This is a genomic window from Streptomyces sp. NBC_00016 (assembly GCF_045040885.1).
GTDB classification, from domain to species: domain Bacteria; phylum Actinomycetota; class Actinomycetes; order Streptomycetales; family Streptomycetaceae; genus Streptomyces; species Streptomyces coriariae.
Genome location: NZ_CP108304.1, coordinates 2,820,388 through 2,839,560 on the forward strand (window position 1 = coordinate 2,820,388; position 19,173 = coordinate 2,839,560).

A 19,173-nucleotide genomic window follows, 5' to 3' on the forward strand; every position below is an offset into this window, starting at 1 on the left:
CTCGGGCGGCCGGTACCGCTGCGACCAGGGACGACGCTCGGGCAGGGCAGGCTGCCCCGTCCCTCGCCGCACGCGCACGCGTATCCGCACGGCCGAGCACATGCCCCGGCCGGAAGTCGCGCTCCGGCAAGTCAGGTTAGGCTCACCTCTGTGAGTACGTGCGCGACCGTCTCGCGGGATCTCGACGAGCCCATTTCCGGAACCGCGGCCACGGCAACGACCTGGCTCCTCCTGGAACAGCCCGGACCCTGGGGTGCCAAAGCGCTGGTGTCGAGCCACCTGGACCCGGCCCTGGGCCGCGCCCTGGATGCCGCCGCGCGGGACACGGGCGTACGCGTCGCGCTCATCCGGCGCCCCGGGCGCCACGCGGACTTCGGCGCACCTCCCCTGCGGCAGGTCTACGCGGCCCACACCGTCCCCGGAAGCGTGTGGCTGCGCAGCGCCACCACCCACGACCCGCGGCAGCTGCTGGACCTCGACTTCGCCGCGCTCGGCAGGGGCGACCACCGCACCTTCGACACCGCGCTGCGGGGCGGGCCCCACACGGGCGACCCGCTCGCCCTCGTCTGCACCAACGGCAAGCGTGACCGCTGCTGCGCGCTCCTCGGCCGTCCGCTGGCCGCCGAGCTCGCCGCTTCGGGCGTGCGGGGCGCCTGGGAGGTCACCCATCTGGGGGGTCATCGCTTCTCCCCCACCCTGCTCGTCCTGCCGTACGGGTACGCGTACGGCCGCGCCGAGGCCCACGCCGTCAAGGAGGTCCTGCACGGCGTCCAGGACGGGCGGATCGTCGTGGACGGGTGCCGCGGGTGTTCGGCCTGGGAGCGGCCCGGCCAGGCGGCGGAACTGGCGGTGCGCTCGGCGACCGGAGAGGACGCGGCGGAGGCGCTCAGTGTCGTCCGGACCACGGGCGGCGCGCCGCGCTGGGAGGTGACCGTCGCGCACCGGGACGGACGCCACTGGCAGGTCGTCGTCGACCAGGGCGCTTCACTGCCGGCCCGGCCGGAGAGCTGCGGCGCCTCGGTCCTCGGTTCACCTGCACGGATGGACGTGGTGGCGGTACGCGAGCTGGCCGGAACGGCCCTGGTGGGCTGACACACCTCCGCAGACCGTGCGGCCGCACCCCGCGCGGGCACGGAGGAATCGTTTCCTCTTGAGTCGGTCAAGAGATCCACACCACCCAGCCCTACGGCTGCGCCGGTCCACCCACGTACCGTCTTGGGTATGAGCCCCACTCCCCCCGCCCGCCGCCTGCGCCTCGGAATGCCGCGGCGCATGTTCTCGCAGGTCCTGCTCATGCAGCTGACGATCGCCGCGGGAGTCGTGGTGCTCGCGACCGGGCTGTTCCTCGCTCCGCTCAGCGATCAGCTGGACGACCAGGCGATGCGCCGTGCCCTCGCCATCGCGCAGACCACCGCGGCCGTGCCGCAGATCGCCGAGGACCTCCGGAGCACGCAGCCGTCGGTCGACGGACCGGTGCAGCGTGAGGCCGAGCGGATCCGCAAGGCCAGCGGCGCGGAGTACGTCGTGGTGATGGACCTGAACGGCACCCGCTGGTCGCACGCCGACCCCAGGCAGGTCGGCGGCCATGTGTCGACGGACCCGAGCCAGGCCCTGGCGGGCCAGGACGTCATGGAGATCGACAGCGGCACCCTGGGCCGCTCGGCCCGGGGCAAGGTGCCCCTGCGCGACGGCGACGACAAGATCATCGGCGCGGTCTCGGTCGGTATCGAGTACGACAGCGTGCGCGCCCGTCTGATCCATGCGATCCCCGGACTGTTCGCCTATGCGGGCGGGGCCCTCGCCGTGGGCGCGCTGGCCGCCTGGCTGATCTCCAGGCGGGTCCAGCGACAGACCCGCGACCTGGCCTTCTCGGACATCTCGGCGCTGCTCGCCGAGCGTGAGGCGATGCTGCACGGCATCCGGGAAGGCGTCGTCGCCCTGGACCGCGCCGGCCGCGTCCGGCTGCTCAACGACGAGGCCCAGCGCCTCCTCGGCATCGGGGAGGAGGTCGTGGGCGCTTCGCCCGACGAGGCGCTCGGCGACGGACGTACGGCCGATGTCCTGGCGGGCCGGGTGACCGGTAAGGACCTGATCGCCGTCCGCGGGCAGCGCGTCCTGGTCGTCAACCGCATGCCCACCGACGACGGCGGGGCCGTTGCCACCCTGCGCGACCGCACCGAGCTGGAGCAGCTCGGGCGCGAACTCGACTCGACGCACGGCCTCATCGACGCGCTGCGCGCCCAGGACCACGAGCACGCCAACCGCATGCACACGCTGCTGGGGCTGCTCGAACTGGAGATGTACGACGACGCGGTGGACTTCGTCGGGGAGGTGGTCGGCGATCACCGGGCGACCGCGGAACAGGTGACCGAGAAGATCGAGGACCCGCTGCTCGCCGCCCTGCTGGTCGGCAAGGCGACCGTCGCGGCCGAGCGCGGTGTCGCCCTGTGGGTCTCCGACCGCACGCGGCTGCCCGACCGCCTGATCGACCCGCGCGGGCTGGTCACGGTCGTGGGCAACCTCGTGGACAACGCGCTCGACGCCGTCGCGGGCAAGCCGCACGCGCGCGTGGAGGTCGAACTGCGCGCGGAGGGCCGTACCGCGGTCCTGCGGGTGCGCGACACCGGCCCCGGCATCCCGGCCGAGCAGCGCGAGTTGATCTTCACCGAGGGCTGGTCCACGAAGAAGCCCCCGGCGCACGGCAAGCGTGGGATCGGGCTCTCCCTGGTGCGCAGGCTCGCCGAGCGGCAGGGCGGCCACGCCTGTGTGGACGAAGCGGACGGTGGGGGCGCCGAGTTCACCGTCGTCCTGCCCGAGGCGCTCACCGAGCCCGGCCTGGAACCCGCGCTGGCGGCACCGGCGAAGAGCACTGCCGAGAAGGAGTCGCGATGATCGAGGTCCTGGTCGTGGACGACGACACCCGGGTCGCCCGGGTCAACGCCGCCTACGTCGAGAAGGTCCCGGGCTTCCACGTCGCCGGCGAGGCCCACAATGCGGCCGACGCGCTCCGTCAGCTGGAGCTGCTGCCCCGTCTGGACCTCGTCCTGCTGGACCACTACCTGCCCGACGAGACGGGTCTCGAGGTCGTCCAGGAGATGCGCCGGCGTGGCCACCAGACCGACGTGATCATGGTGACCGCCGCGCGGGACGTCACGACGGTGCAGGCGGCGATGCGCCAGGGTGCCCTTCAGTACCTGGTGAAGCCGTTCGCCTTCGCGGGTCTGCGCGCCAAGCTGGAGGCGTACGCCGAGCTGCGCCGGACGCTCGACGGCGGCGGGGAGGCCGAACAGGCCGATGTCGACCGCATCTTCGGCGCGCTGTCGGCCTCTTCGGAGCCCGGTCTGCCCAAGGGCCACTCCCCCACCACCGCCGAACTCGTACGCCAGTCCCTGATGAACGCCGAAGGGCCCCTGTCGGCCCAGGAGATCGCCGACCGGACCGGGGTGAGCCGCCAGACCGCCCAGCGCTACCTGAAGCTCCTGGAGCGCACGGGGCGGGCCCGGCTGACCCTGAAGTACGGCGACGCGGGCCGCCCGGAACACCGTTACGTGTGGGCGACCCGCGCCTGAAGGGCACGGTCCTCGGGGGCGGGGGAAGGAACCGTGCCCCTCCTGGGATACGGATCCCGGCCCGCCGCCTGCTCGACCGTCAGCCCACCGCCTTCTCGACGAACTCGGTCGTGTAGGTCTTGCTCAGGTCCACGTCGGCGTTCTGGATGTTGGGGTTGAAGGCCTTGAGGACCTTTTCGACGGTCTCGGGGCCGTTCTTGGGCATCACGCCGTCCTTGGTGAACATCGGCAGCGTGTTCTTGATGGCCACCGAGTACAGCAGTTTGTTCCCCTGGGAGTAGTCCGTCGGCATCTTCTCGGCGATCTCGGCCGCGCTGTGGGTGGACATCCACTTGAGCGTCTTGACGAATGCATTGGCCAACTTCTGGACGGTGTCCTTGTGACTGTTGACCCAGTCCGTCTGCATGTACAGGCTTGACGAGGGATACGGTCCGCCGAGCGCGTCCTCGGAGCCCTGCGGGGTGCGCATGTCGAGCAGGACCTTGCCGGCCTTCTTGTCGAGGATCGTCGCCACGGTCGGGTCGGTCGTCATACCGCCGTCGATGGCGCCCTGCTGGAGCGCGGCGATGAAGGTCGGCCCCGCGCCCACGGCGACCGGGGTGAACTCGCTGACCTTCACGCCGTTCTTGACCGCGAGGTACTTGGTGAGGAAGTCGGTCGAGGAGCCGAGACCCGTGACGCCGAGTTTCTTGCCCTTGAAGTCCTCGGGCGAGGTGATGTCACCCTCTGCCTCGGTGGAGACGATCTCCACCTCACCGGGTGCGTGCGAGAACTGCACGACGGACTCCACCTCCTTGCCCTTCACCTGCAGGTCGAGGGTGTGGTCGTAGAAGCCGACGGCTCCCTGCACCTGGCCCGAGACGAGCGCCGTCTCGGCCTGGACACCGGCCGGCTCGCTCAGCATCTCGACGTCCAGCCCCTCGGCGTCGAAGTAGCCCAGGCGCTGGGTGAGCATGGCGGGCAGGTAGATGACCTTGTCCAGGCCACCGACCATGATCTTGACCTTGGTGCCCTTGCCGTCTCCCTTGCCACCGGAGCCCGTGGACGCGGTGCTCGCCGCGTCGTTGGCACAGGCGGTGAGCGAGGAGAGGGCGAGCAGACCGGCGGCGGCCAGGGCCGTGTATCTGGCGGTTGTGCGCATGGCGGGTTCACGTCCTTGTGAGAGGGCGATGCGGGGGTGGGGCAGCAGTGAGGGAAGGGCGGGGAAGTGTCCGAGGAAGGTCCCGAGGGCCCGTTCGCGGGAACGGCTCATCGGTGGATCGTCGAACGAAGGGTCAGCTGTCGGAGCCCGACGGCTTCCACCGGAAGATGCGGCGCTCGGCGAAGGTCAGCAGCCCCTCCGCGACGAGTGCGACCACGGCGAGGATGACCATCGCGGCGTACACACCCGCCGCGTTGAACGTGCCCTGCGACTGCGCGACGAGCAGTCCGATCCCCTTGGTCGCGCCGATGTACTCACCGACGATGGCGCCGATCAGGGCGAAGCCGAAGCTCACATGGAGGCTGGTGAAGATCCAGGAGGTGGCGGACGGGACGACCACCTGGAGCGTCACCCTGCGGTCGCTCGCGCCGAGGATGCGGGCGTTGGCGACGAGGTTGCGGTCCACCTCGCGGGCGCCCTGGAAGGCGTTGAAGAAGACCGGGAAGAACACCAGGACGACGGCCGAGGCGACCTTGGAGGCCGGGCCGAGGCCGAACCAGATCACGAAGATCGGGGCCAGCACGATCCTGGGTATGGAGTTGAGCACCTTGATGTATGGACCAAGGATGTCGGCGAGGAAGGTGATCCGCCCCAGTGCGATACCGCACACGACACCGGCGACCACACCGATGACCCAGCCGAGCAGGGCCTCGTAGAGCGTGTACCAGATCTGCTCGCCCAGAGAACCGAGCGCGGTCCCGTGCGTCACCCAGGTCCAGATCTGGTCCCAGATCCTGGAAGGCATCGAGAAGTTGAAGGGATCGATGACCTTGGCCCGGGAGAACGCCTCCCACAGGGCGAGCACGGCCACCAGCAGCAGGACACGCGACGCCGTCACCACGGCCTTGCGTCTGCGAGCGGCACGCGCGCGTGAGCGGGCGCGGTCCGGCACCTTGGCCGTGTCGACGACCGGTGTGCTGAGGACTTCAGGCGACATGGGCGGCACCTCTCTCGCGGGTGATGCGGACCTCTTCGCCGAGGGACTCCCAGATCTCGCGGTAGATCTCGATGAACCGCGGCTCCAGCCGCACCGACTCGACCTTGCGCGGCCTCGGCAGGTCGATGTCGAAGACCTGCTTCACCGTGGCGGGGCCGGCGGTCATCACGACGACCTTGTCGGCCAGCGCGATGGACTCCTCCAGGTCGTGGGTGACGAAGACGACGGAAGCGCCCGTGCCCTCCCACAGCTCGAGGAGCTCGTCCGACATCAGTGCCCTGGTCTGCACGTCGAGCGCCGAGAACGGCTCGTCCATGAGGAGGATCTCGGGGTCGTTCACGAAGGTCGCGGCGAGGGCCACGCGCTTGCGCTGACCGCCGGAGAGCTGATGCGGGTAGCGGTCCTCGAAGGCGGAGAGCCCGACCCGGGCCAGCCACTCGCGCGCTTTCCGTTTCGCCTCCGCCTTGGGCACACCGCGAAAACGGGGCCCGGCCATGACGTTGGACAGGACCGTACGCCAGGGAAAGGTGGCGTCCTGCTGGAAGACGAAGCCGACCTTGTCACCGACGCCACGCACGGGCTGCCCGGCGACCATCACCTCGCCCTGGGTGGGCTCTTCCAGACCGCTGACCAGGGTCAGCGTGGTCGACTTGCCGCAGCCGGTCGGGCCGACGACGGCCACGAACTCGCCACGCCCGACCGTGAGGTCGAGTTCCCGCAGGGCGGTGTGCGGGGCCCCCGAGGGGGTCCTGAAGACCTTGCTCGCGCCCCGCAGCTCGATGGCGGGGCTGGTGTGTGCGCTCATGGCCGGGGACCGTAGAGGCGACCCGGGAAGCGGCATCAGCCTTCTGGGCGCATGCGCTTCTTTTGCTTGCAGTAGCCTGTTGTGCTCGTTTTGCTCGCGCTAGAACAGCGAAGCCGAAACACGGGCTCAACGCCCGCCTGGCCTTGACGGAGAGAGGCCCGATGATTGACGTCCTGGTGGTGGACGACGACTTCCGTGTCGCCGAGATCAACGCCAAGTACGTGGGAAAGGTTCCCGGCTTCCGGGTGGCCGCCCGCGCGCACAGTGCCGCCCAGGCGCTGGGAGCCATCGAGCGCGGAACCATCGACCTGGTGCTGCTCGACCACTACCTGCCGGACCAGACCGGCCTCCAGCTCATCCACCGCATGCGTGAGCAGGGTCATGGCACCGACGTCATCATGATCACGGCGGCCGGTGACGTCACGACGGTCCAGACCGCGATGCGCCTGGGCGCCCTGCACTACCTGGTCAAACCGTTCACCTTCGCCGCTCTGCGCACCCGCCTCGACTCGTACGCCGCCCTGCGCCGCACGGTGGACCGGGTCGGTGGGCACGGGATCGCCGGCCAGGAGCAGGTCGACCGGATCTTCGGCGCCCTGCGCACCGGACCGGCGCCGTCCTCGCCCGGCCTGCCGAGCGGCCACTCGGAACCGACCACGGACCTGATCTGCGACGTTCTGCACCGCGCGAACCACCCTCTGTCGGCCCACGAGGTCGCCGCGGAGACCGGCCTGAGCCGCTCCACCGCCCAGCGCTACCTCCGCCACCTGGAGCAGGCCGGACGCCTGCATCTGTCCCTCAAGTACGGCGACACGGGCCGCCCGGAGCACCGGTACGCCTGGGTGGCGCCGTAACGTGCGCCAGGATCCCGAAGCGGTACGGCGGTGAAGCGTCGCCCGTTACGCGGCTCCCGCCCCGGTCAGTGACCGCACCTCGGTCTCCGCGTGCTTGGCCTCGTCCGCGACCTCGGCCGAGGTGACCGTGCCGAGCCAGCCCGCCAGGAAGCCCAGCGGAATCGAGACCAGGCCGGGGTTCTGCAGCGGGAAGTACTGGAAGTCCACGGTCGGGAAGAGCGACTCGGGGCTGCCGGAGACCACCGGGGACAGCACGACGAGCGCCAGGGCCGGCACGAGTCCGCCGTACACCGCCCACACGGCGCCTCGCGTGGTGAAGCCCCGCCAGAACAGCGAGTACATCAGGACCGGCAGATTCGCGGACGCCGCGACGGCGAAGGCGAGCCCGACCAGGAAGGCGACGTTGAGGTCGCGGGCCAGCAGGCCGAGCGCGATCGCGACCACGCCGACGCCCACGGCGGCGACCCGCGCCACCGCGACCTCGCTGCGGGGTTTGGTCTGCCGACGGCGCAGGGAGGCGTACAGGTCGTGCGCCACCGACGCCGAGGAGGCGAGCGTGATTCCGGCGACGACGGCGAGGATCGTGGCGAAGGCGATGGCACCCACGACCGCGAACAGCACCGCTCCGCCGGTGGAGTCGGCGCCGCCGCCCAGGTCGAGTGCCAGAAGCGGAACCGCCGTGTTCCCCGCCGCGTTCGAGCCGCGCACCGCCTCCGGGCCGACGATCGCCGCCGCGCCGAAGCCGAGGACGATCGTCATCAGGTAGAAGCCGCCGATCAGCCCGATCGCCCAGACGACGGAGCGACGGGCGGCCTGCGCGGTCGGCACGGTGTAGAAGCGGGACAGGATGTGCGGCAGTCCCGCCGTGCCCAGCACCAGGGCGAGCCCCAGGCTCATGAAGTCGAAACGCGCGGTCCAGTCCCCGCCGTACTTCAGGCCGGGTGCCAGGAACGCGTCACCGTGCCCGCTGCGCGCGGCCGCCGTGCGCAGCAACTGGTCGAAGTCACCGTGGAAGCGCACCAGGACGAGGGCGGTGAGCGCGACGGTGCCGGCCAGCAGCAGAACCGCCTTGACGATCTGGATCCACGTCGTCGCCCGCATCCCTCCCAACGACACATAGATCACCATGAGCGCACCCACTCCGATGACGGCCCAGGACTGGGCCGCCTCGCCGGTGTTCCCGAGGAGCAGCGCGACCAGGCTGCCGGCGCCCACCATCTGGGCCACCAGATAGAGCACGGACACGGTGACCGAGGAGGTTCCCGCCGCGATCCGCACCGGCCGCTCGCTCATCCGCGCGGCGACCACGTCGGCGAGCGTGAACCGCCCGCAGTTGCGCACCAGTTCGGCGACCAGGAACAGCACCACCAGCCAGGCCACGAGGAAGCCGACCACATACAGCAGCCCGTCGTACCCGAACAGCGCGATGAGCCCGGTGACACCCAGGAAGGAGGCGGCGGACATGTAGTCACCCGCGATGGCAAAACCATTCTCCATCGGGGAGAACAGACGCCCGCCGACGTAGAACTCCTCCTCCGAACCGTGGCGGTTGCGGCTCACCCAGGTCGTGATCCCCAACGTGACCGCGACGAAGGTGCTGAACAGCAACAACGCCAGCGCCTGATGGTTGCCGGTCACGATGCACCGCCCTTTGCTCCCCGGGTCAGCTCCTGTGTGTCCCAGCGCAGTTCGAGCGCGGCACGGTCCCGGCGCAGCCGCGCGTGCCGGGCGTAGGCCCAGGTGAGCAGGAACGTGCTGAGGAACTGCCCCAGCCCGGCGAGCAGTGCCACGTTCACCGCGCCCGCCACCGGCCGCGCCATGAGTCCGGGCGCGGTCGTCGCGGTGACCACGTACGCCACGTACCAGACGAGGAACCCGGCGGCGGCGGGCACCACGAACCGCCGGTACCGGCTGCGTACCTCCTGGAAGGCCGCGCTGTGCTGCACCTCGAGGTAGATCTGAGCCGCCGCCGCGGTTCCGGTCTCCCGCCGACGTGCCGCGGGAACCTCCGGTCCTGGCGTGCTCATGATGGCCGACTCGCCCCAGCCCGAGGCGAGCGCGTCGTACCACGGGTCCTCGTAGCGCACATCCCCTGGCACCTCGGCGTACGCCTGGCCCTGGCTCTGATGATGCTCGTACGCGTGTGGTGTGGGGGCACCGCTATCGGGACCGTCCCCGTCGGCGCGGGCACGACCGTTGCTTGACTGCATGCCCAAGGATGGACAGAACGGGAAGATCCCCGACTATTGTTCCCCGAACACTTCACCCCATCAGGTGACCAACGAGCCGTTCACCCCGCGGGCGGCCGGACCAGCCCCTTCCCGTACGCGTAACGCACCGCCTGGGCCCGGTCCTTGAGTCCCGTCTTGGAGAACATGTTGTTGATGTGTGTCTTCACCGTCGCGGTGGACACGCTCAGCCTGCGCGCGATCTCCTGGTTGCTGAGCCCCTCGGCGATCAGCACCAGCACCTCCGCCTCGCGTGTGGTGAGCCCGTCGGGGACGACAGCGGGCGCAGCCGGTTCCGGTTCGGGCGCCGACAGGCGCTCCAGCAGCCTTCGCTGGACACTGGGCGACAGCCCCGCATCCCCGGACAGCACACTGTGCACGGCCCGTACGATCTCGTCCCCGCCCGCGTCCTTGGTGAGATACCCCCGTGCGCCTGCCTTCAGCGCCGGGAAGAGGGATTCGTCGTCCGCGTAGGTCGTGAGGACCACGACCTGTGTCCCGGGATACTCGGACCGGATGCGCCGGGTCGCCTCCACTCCGTCACAGCGAGGCATGCGCAGGTCCATCAGCACCACGTCGGGAGCGAGTTCGGCGACGAGCCGCACGGCCTCCTCCCCGTCTCCGGCGGCGCCCACGACCTCGACTCCCGGCAGCAGCCCGAGCAGCATCACGATGCCTTCCCGGACGACCGTCTGGTCGTCCGCGACCACCACCCTGGCGGGCTTCCTCGCCGCCTCCTCCGTCATACCGGCACCTTCAGCGTCACCACGAACCCTTCCTCGTCCGGCCCGGCAGCGAGCGAACCACCCAGCAGTTCGGCGCGCTCCCGCATACCCAGCAGACCGTACCCGCCGCCGGCCTCGGCGAGTTCGCCCGGCGAACCACCCGAGTCCCGCACGTCCAGGGTCACTTCCTGCCGGCCGTACTCCAGCCGGACACGGACCTTGGCACCCGGTGCGTGTTTGCGAGCGTTCGTCAAGGCTTCCTGAGCGACCCGGCGCACGGCCTGCGACGCCTCGACCGGCAGTGGTCTGCGTTCACCGCCCACGGTGACCTCGGCGCCGTCGGACGTGCGGACGAGATCCGTCAGGAAGTCCTCCAGCGGCGTCAGTTCACCGCGCAACGCGGAGAGCGACTGCCTGGTCTCCTCGAGGCCGTCGCGGGCCATCCCCCGTGCCGCCACCACGCGGTCGAGAATCTGCTCGCGGTCCGCGCCCCGCTCGATCAGCAGCCGGGCCGCCTCCAGGTGTACGAGCTGCGCCGAGAGACTGTGGGCCAGGACGTCGTGGATCTCCCGGGCGATACGGGCCCGCTCCGCGAGTGCGGCCGACTCGGCCTCGGCCGCGCGCGCGGCCCGCTCCTGGGTGAGCAGTCGCTGTGTGGTGCCTCTGGCTTCGGCGTCCAGACGCAGTGCGTATCCGGCGAGGGCCATGCCCGCGATGGCGGTGGCCGAGGTCATCCCCGAGTCGTCGTTGACCACGGCGAAGGCGGCGAACCCGACCGAGGCCGCCGGCAGCGCCGCGCCCAGAGGAAGTCGCTCGAGTGCCGCGATGGCGCATCCGCACCACAGGACCGCGGCCGGGGAGCGGAAGTCCGCGGCCTCGGCACCGGCCGCCAGCCCCAGGAGCAGGAGGAGAAGGGCCAAGGACGGCCACAGCCGGTGCTCGAGCGTGGTCCGGAACAAGGCCCACGCCAGGCCACCCGCCACAAGAACGCCGCCGACACCGGCGACCGCGACCCACCCCTGGATGCGGCTGTCGTGGAGGGCGCTCCACACCAGGGCGCCCACGACCAGCAGCCTTACGGCCCAGGCCAGCAGCCTCCTGGGGCGCGATACCCCTCTGGGGCCCAGCGCCTCCCGTGAGGGCCAGCGTGTCCAGACGTTGTCCGTCACACGCGCTCCTTCCACGGGGACCGGGGCACGGGGTCACCGTACGCCGTGGTGTACGCGGGAGCCTGGTCCAGAGACCGCACGCGCCAGATCAGGATCCCGGAGCGGACCAGCAAGGTGGCCGCGAGTCCCAGCATCAGGGCCGCACTGTCCTGGTGGATGCCCAACAGGGCGCCGACCCCGAAGAGGCCCAGCCGCAGACCGATGCCGGCTCCCCACACGGCCACGCTCGCTCTGGTGCTCTTGCTCCACACGGCGCCGTCCGGCTCCACCCAGATGCGGGTGGTCCAGGCCCAGGCGGCTCCCATGACCAGGGCGACGATCAGTTCGGCGCCGAGTACCAGGGCCGATTCGGTGTGGTGACGGGTGCCGAGCAGATCGGGTTCGCGCAGCGCCATGACGGCCAGGATTCCCGGCAGGAGCCACCATCGCCGGTCCGTGTCGATGCGGCTTGCGCGGAACTGCCGCGCGATCACGAGTGCGGCCACCGCCACGATCACCAGTGCGTTGACGAGCCCGGACATCACAGCCTCCGTGAGCGGGAAGGGGAGGCCGGCAACGAGCGCTGCCGACGCCTTCGACGCTACGGAAACGGGCCGGTCCGCAGATCGGAGCGGGGGTGGATCATGGGTGGATCTCCGGAAGCCGGGGTTCTCCACCCACGGGTGGAGAACCCTCAGCCGGACCTGCCCGACATCCGGCCTGAGGTGCACGAGCCCAGCCGGATCTTCCCGACAACCGACCGCCTGACATGCACGAGCCCAAGCCGGGCCTGACTGAGAACCGAACGGACCTGTACGAGATCCGGCCGGATCCACCTGCGACCCGGCCGGACCGAACGCGGCGCCTACGCGTCGATACGGGACCGGTCCAGCGTCGCCGCCGAGCTGGAGATGAACTCCTTGCGCGGCGCCACGTCATTACCCATGAGCAGATCGAACACCTGCTCGGCCGCCTCCAGGTCGGAGAGGTTGATGCGGCGCAGGGTGCGGTGGCGCGGGTCCATCGTCGTCTCGGCCAGCTGGTCGGCGTCCATCTCACCGAGACCCTTGTAGCGCTGGATGGAGTCCTTGTACCGGACGTTCTTGCTCTGGAACTCCATCAGCGTGTCGCGCAGCTCACGGTCCGAGTACGTGTACACGTACTTGTCCTGGCCCTTCTTGGGCTGGATGAGCTCGATGCGGTGCAGGGGCGGGACCGCGGCGAAGACCCGCCCGGCCTCGACCATGGGCCGCATGTAGCGGTGGAACAGCGTCAGGAGCAGCGTCCGGATGTGGGAGCCGTCCACATCGGCGTCGGTCATCATGATGATCTTGCCGTAGCGGGCCGCGTCGATGTCGAAGGTGCGCCCGGAGCCCGCTCCTATGACCTGGATGATCGCGCCGCACTCGGCGTTCTTGAGCATGTCGGTGACGGACGACTTCTGGACGTTGAGGATCTTGCCCCGGATCGGCAGCAGTGCCTGGAACTCGGAGTTCCGGGCGAGCTTGGCCGTACCGAGCGCGGAGTCTCCCTCGACGATGAACAGCTCGCTGCGCTCGACGTCGTCGCTGCGGCAGTCGGCGAGCTTGGCGGGCAGGGACGAGGACTCCAGAGCCGTCTTGCGGCGCTGCGCGTCCTTGTGCTGCCGGGCCGCGATACGCGTGCGTGCGGCGGCGACCGCCTTCTCCATGACGACCCGCGCCTGAGCTGCGGCATCGCGCTTGGCGGAGGTCAGGAAGGCCTTGAGTTCCCTGGCGATCACGGTGTTCACGATGCGCCGGGCCGCCGAGGTGCCGAGGACCTCCTTGGTCTGGCCCTCGAACTGGGGCTCGGCGAGACGCACCGTGACGACGGCGGTCAGGCCCTCCAGAGCGTCGTCCTTCACGATGTCGTCCTCGGCGACGCGCAGCAGCTTCTTGGCGCGCAGCACCTCGTTCATCGTCTTGGCGACCGCCTGCTCGAAGCCCGCGACATGAGTGCCGCCCTTGGGCGTGGCGATGATGTTGACGAACGACTTGAGGTTCACGTCATAGCCCGTGCCCCAGCGCAGCGCCACGTCGACGCCGAGCTCACGGGTGACCTCCGTCGGAGTCATCTGCCCGTGCTCGTCCAGGACCGGGACCGTCTCCTTGAAGGTGCCCTGTCCGGTGAAGCGGAGGACGTCGCAGACGGGCTTGTCGGTGGCCAGGTACTCGCAGAACTCGCTGATGCCACCGTCGAAGCGGAAGGACTCCTCGCCCTTGCTGCCGCCCTCGCCGAGGCCGTACTCGTCGCGGACGACGATGGTCAGGCCGGGCACCAGGAAGGCCGTCTGGCGGGCGCGCTGATGGAGGTTCTCGAGGGAGAGCTTGGCGTCCTTGAGGAAGATCTGGCGGTCGGCCCAGTAGCGCACGCGCGTGCCGGTCCGGTTCTTGGCGACCCTCTTGATCTTCCGCAGGCCGCCCGTCTCGAACTTTGAGTCGGGGCCGTCCGCGGCGAAGGCGCCCGGAACACCGCGCCGGAAGCTGATCGCGTGGGTGTGGCCGCCTCGGTCCACCTCGACGTCGAGGCGGGCGGACAGGGCGTTGACCACGGAGGCGCCGACGCCGTGCAGACCGCCGGAGGCGGCGTAGGAGCCGCCGCCGAACTTGCCGCCGGCGTGCAGCTTGGTCATGACGACCTCGACGCCGGACAGACCCGTCTTGGGCTCGACGTCGACCGGGATGCCACGGCCGTTGTCACGGACCTCGACCGAGGCGTCGTCGTGGAGGATCACCTCGATGTGGTCGCAATAGCCGCCCAGGGCCTCGTCGACGGAGTTGTCGATGATTTCCCACAGGCAGTGCATCAGACCACGGCTGTCGGTCGAGCCGATGTACATACCCGGGCGCTTCCGCACGGCCTCGAGCCCCTCGAGGACGAGCAGGTGCCGCGCGGTGTAGTTGGAACCGTCCCGGTCTGCTCCTGCCAGCAGCGCTGTGGACGGCACGGACGTTTCGGCGGTCACGCGGTTCGCTCCTCGCTGAATTTCACTTGGGGCCCTTCTGGGTAAGGGCGCGGCTTGGGTTGCCGCCAAGAGGGTACCGAGGCCTGGTAGAGCCGTTGTAACGCCACCCTCGTCTGAAACGCAGACTAGTCCAGCGTCGCATACTTGTTCGATCCCTCGATTGAGTGAAGTACATATCACGTTCCCTTCGGGGCATGAACCATTTAGGCTCCGGGCACGTCCTCATGAACAAACCGGCAACCCAGCCGGGAGGATCGAACCATGACCGACAGCGCGAAACCGTAAGCACTACAGACCACGCAATACGGCACATTCGCCGCCAAACCGGCAGCAGACGGCCACCTCGGAAAGATTTTTTCGAGGACAAGCCACGAGCGGGAACGTTTTGGGGCTGGTTGGATGTTGACCCTGGTACGACAGCTCGTCGAGCTAGAGAAGAGGCGACGTGACTACTGTTCTGACCCCCGCGAGCCCGCTGACAGCCGCGGACCGCTGCGACCGATGCGGCGCCCAGGCGTACGTACGCGTCGTGCTGCTCAGCGGCGGAGAACTGCTCTTCTGCGCCCACCACGGCCGCAAGTTCGAGCCGGAACTCAAGAAGATCGCCGCTGAGATACAGGACGAGACAGAGCGGCTGACGACCGTTCCGGCCTCTACCCCGGAAGAAGAGCGCTGATCTGCGCGTCCACGACGAGCCATGACCGGCACAGGCCGGTATACGGGCGGCCGCCCCTGCTTCAGGGACGGCCGCCCGCTCTCGTGACCCGAAGACCGGCCACGAGGGAGGCGGGGCTCGCTCAGACGCTCTCAGGGAGCCTTGTGGGGCCCCCGAGCGCCCGCGACCAGCCGAGCGTCTTCACGGCGTCGGACACCCGCGTGTAGACACCGGGATTTCCCGGCCGCCCACAGCCGCTGCCCCATGACACGAGCCCGATGAGTCGGCCCTGTGCGACCAGCGGCCCGCCGCTGTCCCCCTGGCAGGCATCCCGGCCGCCCCGCTCCTCCCCGGCGCACACCATGCTCCGCGCGTCGTAGGTGCCGTCCGAGGTACCCGGGTAGGCCCGCTCGCAGGACGCGTCGGACAGCACATGCACACGAGCCGCTCGCAGACTGTGGGCGTACGCACCGAAGCCGGTGCTGTCGCCCCAGCCGTAGACCACGGCCTCCGTGCCGGCCTCGTACGCCGGATCACCCTCGGCGGCCATGGGGATGACCGCCGCCGCCGGAAGCGGCTGGGCAAGGGTCAGTACGGCGAAGTCGCCGGCGTTGCTGACACCGTCGTAGCCCGGATTCACCCAGACGCTGCGCACGGAGACCTCCTGCCCGGTGTCCCTGTACAGGTCTGTGCGGCCCGCGACGACCTTCAGGTCGGCCAGCTGCCCCGGCGGTGCTCCCAGGACGTCCTCGCCCATGCAGTGGGCCGCCGTGAGCACGGTGGAGGGGCCGACCGCCACGCCTCCGCAGAACTGCCCGGAGCGCATACCTCCGAACCGGTCACGGCTGGACAGCGCGACCGTCCACGGGCTCTGGGAGACATCGACCGGGAAGCCGCCCACGACCACGCCGTCGGAGGCCGCCGGGGCGGCGGAGCCCAAGGGTATGGCCACCGCCGCGGCCGCCAGGATCAACGGCCGGGACAAGGCCCGGACAAGGGGACGACGCATGCGCGCTCCTCACTCTGGAGTGACTGATGGACACCCAGAGTCATCCAGCGCGCGGCAGCCCGCACCCCCGCGCCGACGCCGAAGGCCCGGCCCCCTCACGGGAGACCGGGCCTTCGGCGTCGTACGGCTACGACCTAGTCGAGGTAGTCGCGCAGCACCTGCGAACGGGACGGGTGGCGCAGCTTGGACATGGTCTTGGACTCGATCTGGCGGATGCGCTCGCGCGTCACGCCGTACACCTTGCCGATCTCGTCGAGGGTCTTCGGCTGACCGTCGGTGAGACCGAACCGCATGGAGACGACGCCCGCCTCGCGCTCGGACAGGGTGTCGAGGACGGAGTGCAGCTGCTCCTGGAGGAGCGTGAAGCTGACCGCGTCGGCCGGGACCACGGCCTCGGAGTCCTCGATGAGGTCACCGAACTCGCTGTCACCGTCCTCACCCAGCGGGGTGTGCAGCGAGATGGGCTCACGGCCGTACTTCTGGACCTCGATGACCTTCTCCGGGGTCATGTCGAGTTCCTTGGCCAGCTCCTCCGGGGTGGGCTCGCGGCCCAGGTCCTGGAGCATCTGGCGCTGCACGCGCGCGAGCTTGTTGATGACCTCGACCATGTGCACCGGGATACGGATGGTGCGGGCCTGGTCGGCCATGGCGCGGGTGATCGCCTGACGGATCCACCAGGTGGCGTACGTGGAGAACTTGTAGCCCTTGGTGTAGTCGAACTTCTCGACCGCGCGGATCAGACCGAGGTTGCCCTCCTGGATGAGGTCCAGGAAGAGCATGCCGCGGCCGGTGTAACGCTTGGCCAGGGAGACCACCAGACGGAGGTTGGCCTCCAGGAGGTGGTTCTTGGCGCGCCGGCCGTCCTCGGCGATGATCTCCAGCTCGCGCTTGAGCTTCGGGGCGAGCTTGTCGGCGTTGGCCAGCTTGTCCTCGGCGAACAGACCGGCCTCGATGCGCTTGGCGAGCTCGACCTCCTGCTCGGCGTTGAGCAGCGGGACCTTGCCGATCTGCTTGAGGTAGTCCTTCACCGGGTCGGCGGTGGCACCGGCCACGGCGACCTGCTGGGCGGGCGCGTCGTCCTCGTCGTCGTCGGAGAGGACGAAACCCTTGTTCTCGGTCCCCTCCTCTTCCTCTTCGCCGGGCTTGGCATCCTCGAGGACCTCGTCCTCGGCAACCTCGGCGTCGTCCTTGCCCGCGGTCTTCTTGGCCGCCGTCTTCTTGGCGACGGTCTTCTTCGCGACCGCCTTCTTGGCGGTCGTCTTCTTGGCAGCCGCCTTCTTGGCGGGGGCGGCTTCGTCTGCGGAATCGTCCACAGCAGGAGCGGCCGGGGTGGCCGGAGCGGCCGTGGCGGTGGCCTTCCTCGTGGTCACCGCCTTCGCCGCGACCGTCTTGGTGGCGGTGCGCTTGGCCGGACTCTTCGCTGCGACGCTCTTTCGGGTGCGCTTGGGCTCCGCGGCACTGACCATCAGCGTCACACCCTCTTCCTCGAGGATCTGGTTGAGGCTGCGCAGTACGTTCTTCCACTGAGTGGCCGGAATCTGGTCAGCTTCGAAGGCCCGACGCACATCGTCGCCGGCGATCTGCCCCTCAGCCTTTCCCCGCTCAATGAGCGCCATGACAGAGACGGACTCGGCGATCTCAGGCGGGAGCGTACGGGATGTGCTGGCCGACACGAACAACCTCTCGGAACGTTGGAAAACGGCTTCCGGCCCCGTCCGTGACGGACAGGAGCCGACCACCGGCCTGGGGGTGGGCCGACGGCGCGGGCGGGGGCCGGGAGGATTCACAGCGCCTTGAACGGCGTCCGTATTCCCTCCGCGGCGGTCACCTCTTAGGTCATCGCGTTGTTTCCACAAGCGTTACGCCCAATCTTCGTGGCCCGAGTCACACCCCGTAAGCGTTCAAAAACGGTCAGACGCGGGCAGATGAGGTCACCCGTCGAGCCTACCGGTACCGCCAGGGCCGGTTCCGCCACATCGACCGTCGGACCCCGCAGGCCCCGTGACGGGTTCTGCGGGGTCCGAGGGAGAGTACGGATGGAGCGGCCGAGGACGACGCGGGAGGGGGAGGCGCCCCTGACCGTCCCCCGCGCGGTGCGGTCAGTGTTCGCGCGGCGCCGGCACGACGCGCTCCACCTCGGGATGAACGGTGAGCAGCGCTCGCATGGCCGTCTCGGCGGCGGCGCCGTCGCCCGCCGCGAGGGCGTCGACGATCCGGCCGTGGTGCCCCAGCGACGCGTCGTTCGGCCGGTCACAGCCCGTGACCGGGCCGCCGGAGACCTGAAGGGCGGACGACACGATCCCGGAAAGGTGTTCCAGCATGCGGTTGCCCGCGACCTGGATGAGCAGCGAGTGGAACTCGGCGTCGGCCCGGGAGTAGGTGAGCGCGTCGCCCTGCCCCATGGCGTGCGCCATGATCTCGACCATGTCGGACATGCGCTGCTGGATGTCGGCGCGCCCGTGCCCTGCGGCGAGGCGCGCGGCAAGGGGCTCGATCGTCCAGCGCAGCTCATTCAGCTCCCGCCGCTGATCATCGCGCTGGGGGCCGAACGCCCGCCACTCGATGATGTCCGGGTCGAGAAGGTTCCAGTCGCTCACGGGACGCACGCGCGTGCCGACGTTCGGCCGGGCACTGACCAGGCCTTTGGCCTCCAGGACACGCAGCGACTCGCGGACGACGGTGCGGGACACCTCGAACCGCTGACCGATCTCCTCGGGCACCAGCGGTCGGTCGGCGCCCAGGTCGCCCGAGACGATCATCTGACCGAGCTGCTGGACGAGCTGGCCGTGCAGTCCGCGTCCGCGGCTGCCCGCGGCGCGGCGGCCCACGCGGCCCAGCTCAGGTTCCGCGGACTCCCATACGGGGGCTCCGACGCGTTCGGCCACGGGGGCCTCACCGAAGGGATAGCGGTCGAGTTCGCCCGGGCCGGCCAGACCGGAGTCGGTGGAGCGGGCGGCGGTCATCATGGTGTGCGCAAGGGTACTCACGGATCCTTTGTCGGCGCTGCTCCCAACTCCCTTGAGGTCTTTGGTGAAAAGCACACGAAAGGGTGATCG

General features: G+C 69.8%; 17 protein-coding genes. 5 read left to right on the forward strand and 12 right to left on the reverse strand.

The window, feature by feature from the left end; translation table 11 throughout:
* Window positions 1-150: 150 nt before the first annotated feature.
* The 3 genes from OG933_RS12350 to OG933_RS12360 all read left to right on the forward strand — a co-directional run bounded on the left by OG933_RS12350 (window position 151) and on the right by OG933_RS12360 (window position 3,569).
* On the forward strand, window positions 151-1,092 hold the full coding sequence (locus OG933_RS12350) for a sucrase ferredoxin (protein ID WP_405627078.1): 942 nt from the start codon (window positions 151-153) through the stop codon (window positions 1,090-1,092).
* A 129-nt stretch (window positions 1,093-1,221) separates the two neighbouring features.
* Complete coding sequence (locus tag OG933_RS12355) at window positions 1,222-2,892, forward strand: sensor histidine kinase (RefSeq protein ID WP_362527765.1); 1,671 nt, start codon at window positions 1,222-1,224, stop codon at window positions 2,890-2,892.
* A complete protein-coding gene (locus OG933_RS12360; RefSeq protein WP_405627079.1) occupies window positions 2,889-3,569 on the forward strand; it encodes a response regulator in 681 nt (226 codons plus the stop codon). Before OG933_RS12355 ends, OG933_RS12360 begins: the two co-directional genes overlap by 4 nt.
* A gap of 79 nt (window positions 3,570-3,648) precedes the next feature.
* On the opposite strand, the gene OG933_RS12365 is transcribed toward OG933_RS12360, so the two are convergent.
* From OG933_RS12365 to OG933_RS12375, 3 genes are all read right to left on the reverse strand, one after another.
* Window positions 3,649-4,710, reverse strand: a complete 1,062-nt coding sequence (locus OG933_RS12365) for an ABC transporter substrate-binding protein (RefSeq protein ID WP_267021731.1) — start codon at window positions 4,708-4,710, stop codon at window positions 3,649-3,651.
* 133 nt (window positions 4,711-4,843) lie between these two features.
* Entirely contained in the window at window positions 4,844-5,707 is an 864-nt protein-coding gene (locus OG933_RS12370; protein ID WP_362527770.1) for an ABC transporter permease, read from the reverse strand.
* Window positions 5,697-6,512 carry an ABC transporter ATP-binding protein gene (locus OG933_RS12375; protein WP_054243654.1) on the reverse strand — a complete coding sequence of 272 codons (816 nt, stop codon included), beginning with the start codon at window positions 6,510-6,512 and terminating at the stop codon, window positions 5,697-5,699. The genes OG933_RS12370 and OG933_RS12375 overlap by 11 nt, the downstream gene beginning before the upstream one ends.
* 161 nt (window positions 6,513-6,673) lie before the next feature.
* Between OG933_RS12375 and OG933_RS12380 the strand changes: the two genes are divergently transcribed.
* Window positions 6,674-7,366 carry a response regulator gene (locus tag OG933_RS12380; protein ID WP_405627081.1) on the forward strand — a complete coding sequence of 231 codons (693 nt, stop codon included), beginning with the start codon at window positions 6,674-6,676 and terminating at the stop codon, window positions 7,364-7,366.
* Window positions 7,367-7,411: 45 nt separating this feature from the next.
* Here OG933_RS12380 and OG933_RS12385 read toward each other — a convergent pair whose 3' ends face one another.
* The 6 genes from OG933_RS12385 to OG933_RS12410 all read right to left on the reverse strand — a co-directional run bounded on the left by OG933_RS12385 (window position 7,412) and on the right by OG933_RS12410 (window position 14,453).
* Window positions 7,412-9,004 (reverse strand): cation acetate symporter, encoded by a 1,593-nt coding sequence (locus tag OG933_RS12385; protein ID WP_362527774.1) that lies wholly within the window; start codon window positions 9,002-9,004, stop codon window positions 7,412-7,414.
* Window positions 9,001-9,576: a DUF485 domain-containing protein gene (locus tag OG933_RS12390; protein WP_405627082.1), complete on the reverse strand. Its 576-nt coding sequence runs from the start codon at window positions 9,574-9,576 to the stop codon at window positions 9,001-9,003. Before OG933_RS12390 ends, OG933_RS12385 begins: the two co-directional genes overlap by 4 nt.
* 80 nt (window positions 9,577-9,656) lie before the next feature.
* Entirely contained in the window at window positions 9,657-10,340 is a 684-nt protein-coding gene (locus tag OG933_RS12395) for a response regulator transcription factor (RefSeq protein ID WP_142266530.1), read from the reverse strand.
* Window positions 10,337-11,488, reverse strand: a complete 1,152-nt coding sequence (locus OG933_RS12400) for a histidine kinase (protein WP_362527777.1) — start codon at window positions 11,486-11,488, stop codon at window positions 10,337-10,339. The genes OG933_RS12395 and OG933_RS12400 overlap by 4 nt, the downstream gene beginning before the upstream one ends.
* Complete coding sequence (locus OG933_RS12405) at window positions 11,485-12,009, reverse strand: DUF1453 domain-containing protein (protein WP_362527779.1); 525 nt, start codon at window positions 12,007-12,009, stop codon at window positions 11,485-11,487. The genes OG933_RS12400 and OG933_RS12405 overlap by 4 nt, the downstream gene beginning before the upstream one ends.
* Before the next feature lie 323 nt (window positions 12,010-12,332).
* Complete coding sequence (locus tag OG933_RS12410) at window positions 12,333-14,453, reverse strand: DNA topoisomerase IV subunit B (protein ID WP_362527781.1); 2,121 nt, start codon at window positions 14,451-14,453, stop codon at window positions 12,333-12,335.
* 445 nt (window positions 14,454-14,898) lie between these two features.
* On the opposite strand from OG933_RS12410, the gene OG933_RS12415 reads away from it, so the two are divergent.
* Window positions 14,899-15,129 (forward strand): hypothetical protein, encoded by a 231-nt coding sequence (locus tag OG933_RS12415; protein ID WP_020125094.1) that lies wholly within the window; start codon window positions 14,899-14,901, stop codon window positions 15,127-15,129.
* Window positions 15,130-15,250: 121 nt separating this feature from the next.
* Here OG933_RS12415 and OG933_RS12420 read toward each other — a convergent pair whose 3' ends face one another.
* The 3 genes from OG933_RS12420 to OG933_RS12430 form a co-directional block, all read right to left on the reverse strand.
* Window positions 15,251-16,117 (reverse strand): serine protease, encoded by an 867-nt coding sequence (locus OG933_RS12420; protein ID WP_405627085.1) that lies wholly within the window; start codon window positions 16,115-16,117, stop codon window positions 15,251-15,253.
* 134 nt (window positions 16,118-16,251) lie between these two features.
* Complete coding sequence (locus OG933_RS12425; protein WP_028806035.1) at window positions 16,252-17,790, reverse strand: RNA polymerase sigma factor; 1,539 nt, start codon at window positions 17,788-17,790, stop codon at window positions 16,252-16,254.
* Window positions 17,791-18,216: 426 nt separating this feature from the next.
* Window positions 18,217-19,104, reverse strand: coding sequence for a FadR/GntR family transcriptional regulator (locus OG933_RS12430; RefSeq protein WP_171399932.1), 888 nt, complete (start codon window positions 19,102-19,104; stop codon window positions 18,217-18,219).
* Between the last annotated feature and the right edge of the window lie 69 nt (window positions 19,105-19,173).

What these genes read in the sequence shown, in the direction of transcription:
- OG933_RS12355 (WP_362527765.1), top strand. Translation starts at nt 1,222, where the DNA reads ATGAGCCCCACTCCCCCCGCCCGCCGCCTGCGCCTCGGAATGCCGCGG.
- OG933_RS12360 (WP_405627079.1), top strand. Translation starts at nt 2,889, where the DNA reads ATGATCGAGGTCCTGGTCGTGGACGACGACACCCGGGTCGCCCGGGTC.
- OG933_RS12365 (WP_267021731.1), bottom strand. Translation starts at nt 4,710, where the DNA reads ATGCGCACAACCGCCAGATACACGGCCCTGGCCGCCGCCGGTCTGCTC.
- OG933_RS12370 (WP_362527770.1), bottom strand. Translation starts at nt 5,707, where the DNA reads ATGTCGCCTGAAGTCCTCAGCACACCGGTCGTCGACACGGCCAAGGTG.
- OG933_RS12375 (WP_054243654.1), bottom strand. Translation starts at nt 6,512, where the DNA reads ATGAGCGCACACACCAGCCCCGCCATCGAGCTGCGGGGCGCGAGCAAG.
- OG933_RS12380 (WP_405627081.1), top strand. Translation starts at nt 6,674, where the DNA reads ATGATTGACGTCCTGGTGGTGGACGACGACTTCCGTGTCGCCGAGATC.
- OG933_RS12390 (WP_405627082.1), bottom strand. Translation starts at nt 9,576, where the DNA reads ATGCAGTCAAGCAACGGTCGTGCCCGCGCCGACGGGGACGGTCCCGAT.
- OG933_RS12395 (WP_142266530.1), bottom strand. Translation starts at nt 10,340, where the DNA reads ATGACGGAGGAGGCGGCGAGGAAGCCCGCCAGGGTGGTGGTCGCGGAC.
- OG933_RS12405 (WP_362527779.1), bottom strand. Translation starts at nt 12,009, where the DNA reads ATGTCCGGGCTCGTCAACGCACTGGTGATCGTGGCGGTGGCCGCACTC.
- OG933_RS12420 (WP_405627085.1), bottom strand. Translation starts at nt 16,117, where the DNA reads ATGCGTCGTCCCCTTGTCCGGGCCTTGTCCCGGCCGTTGATCCTGGCG.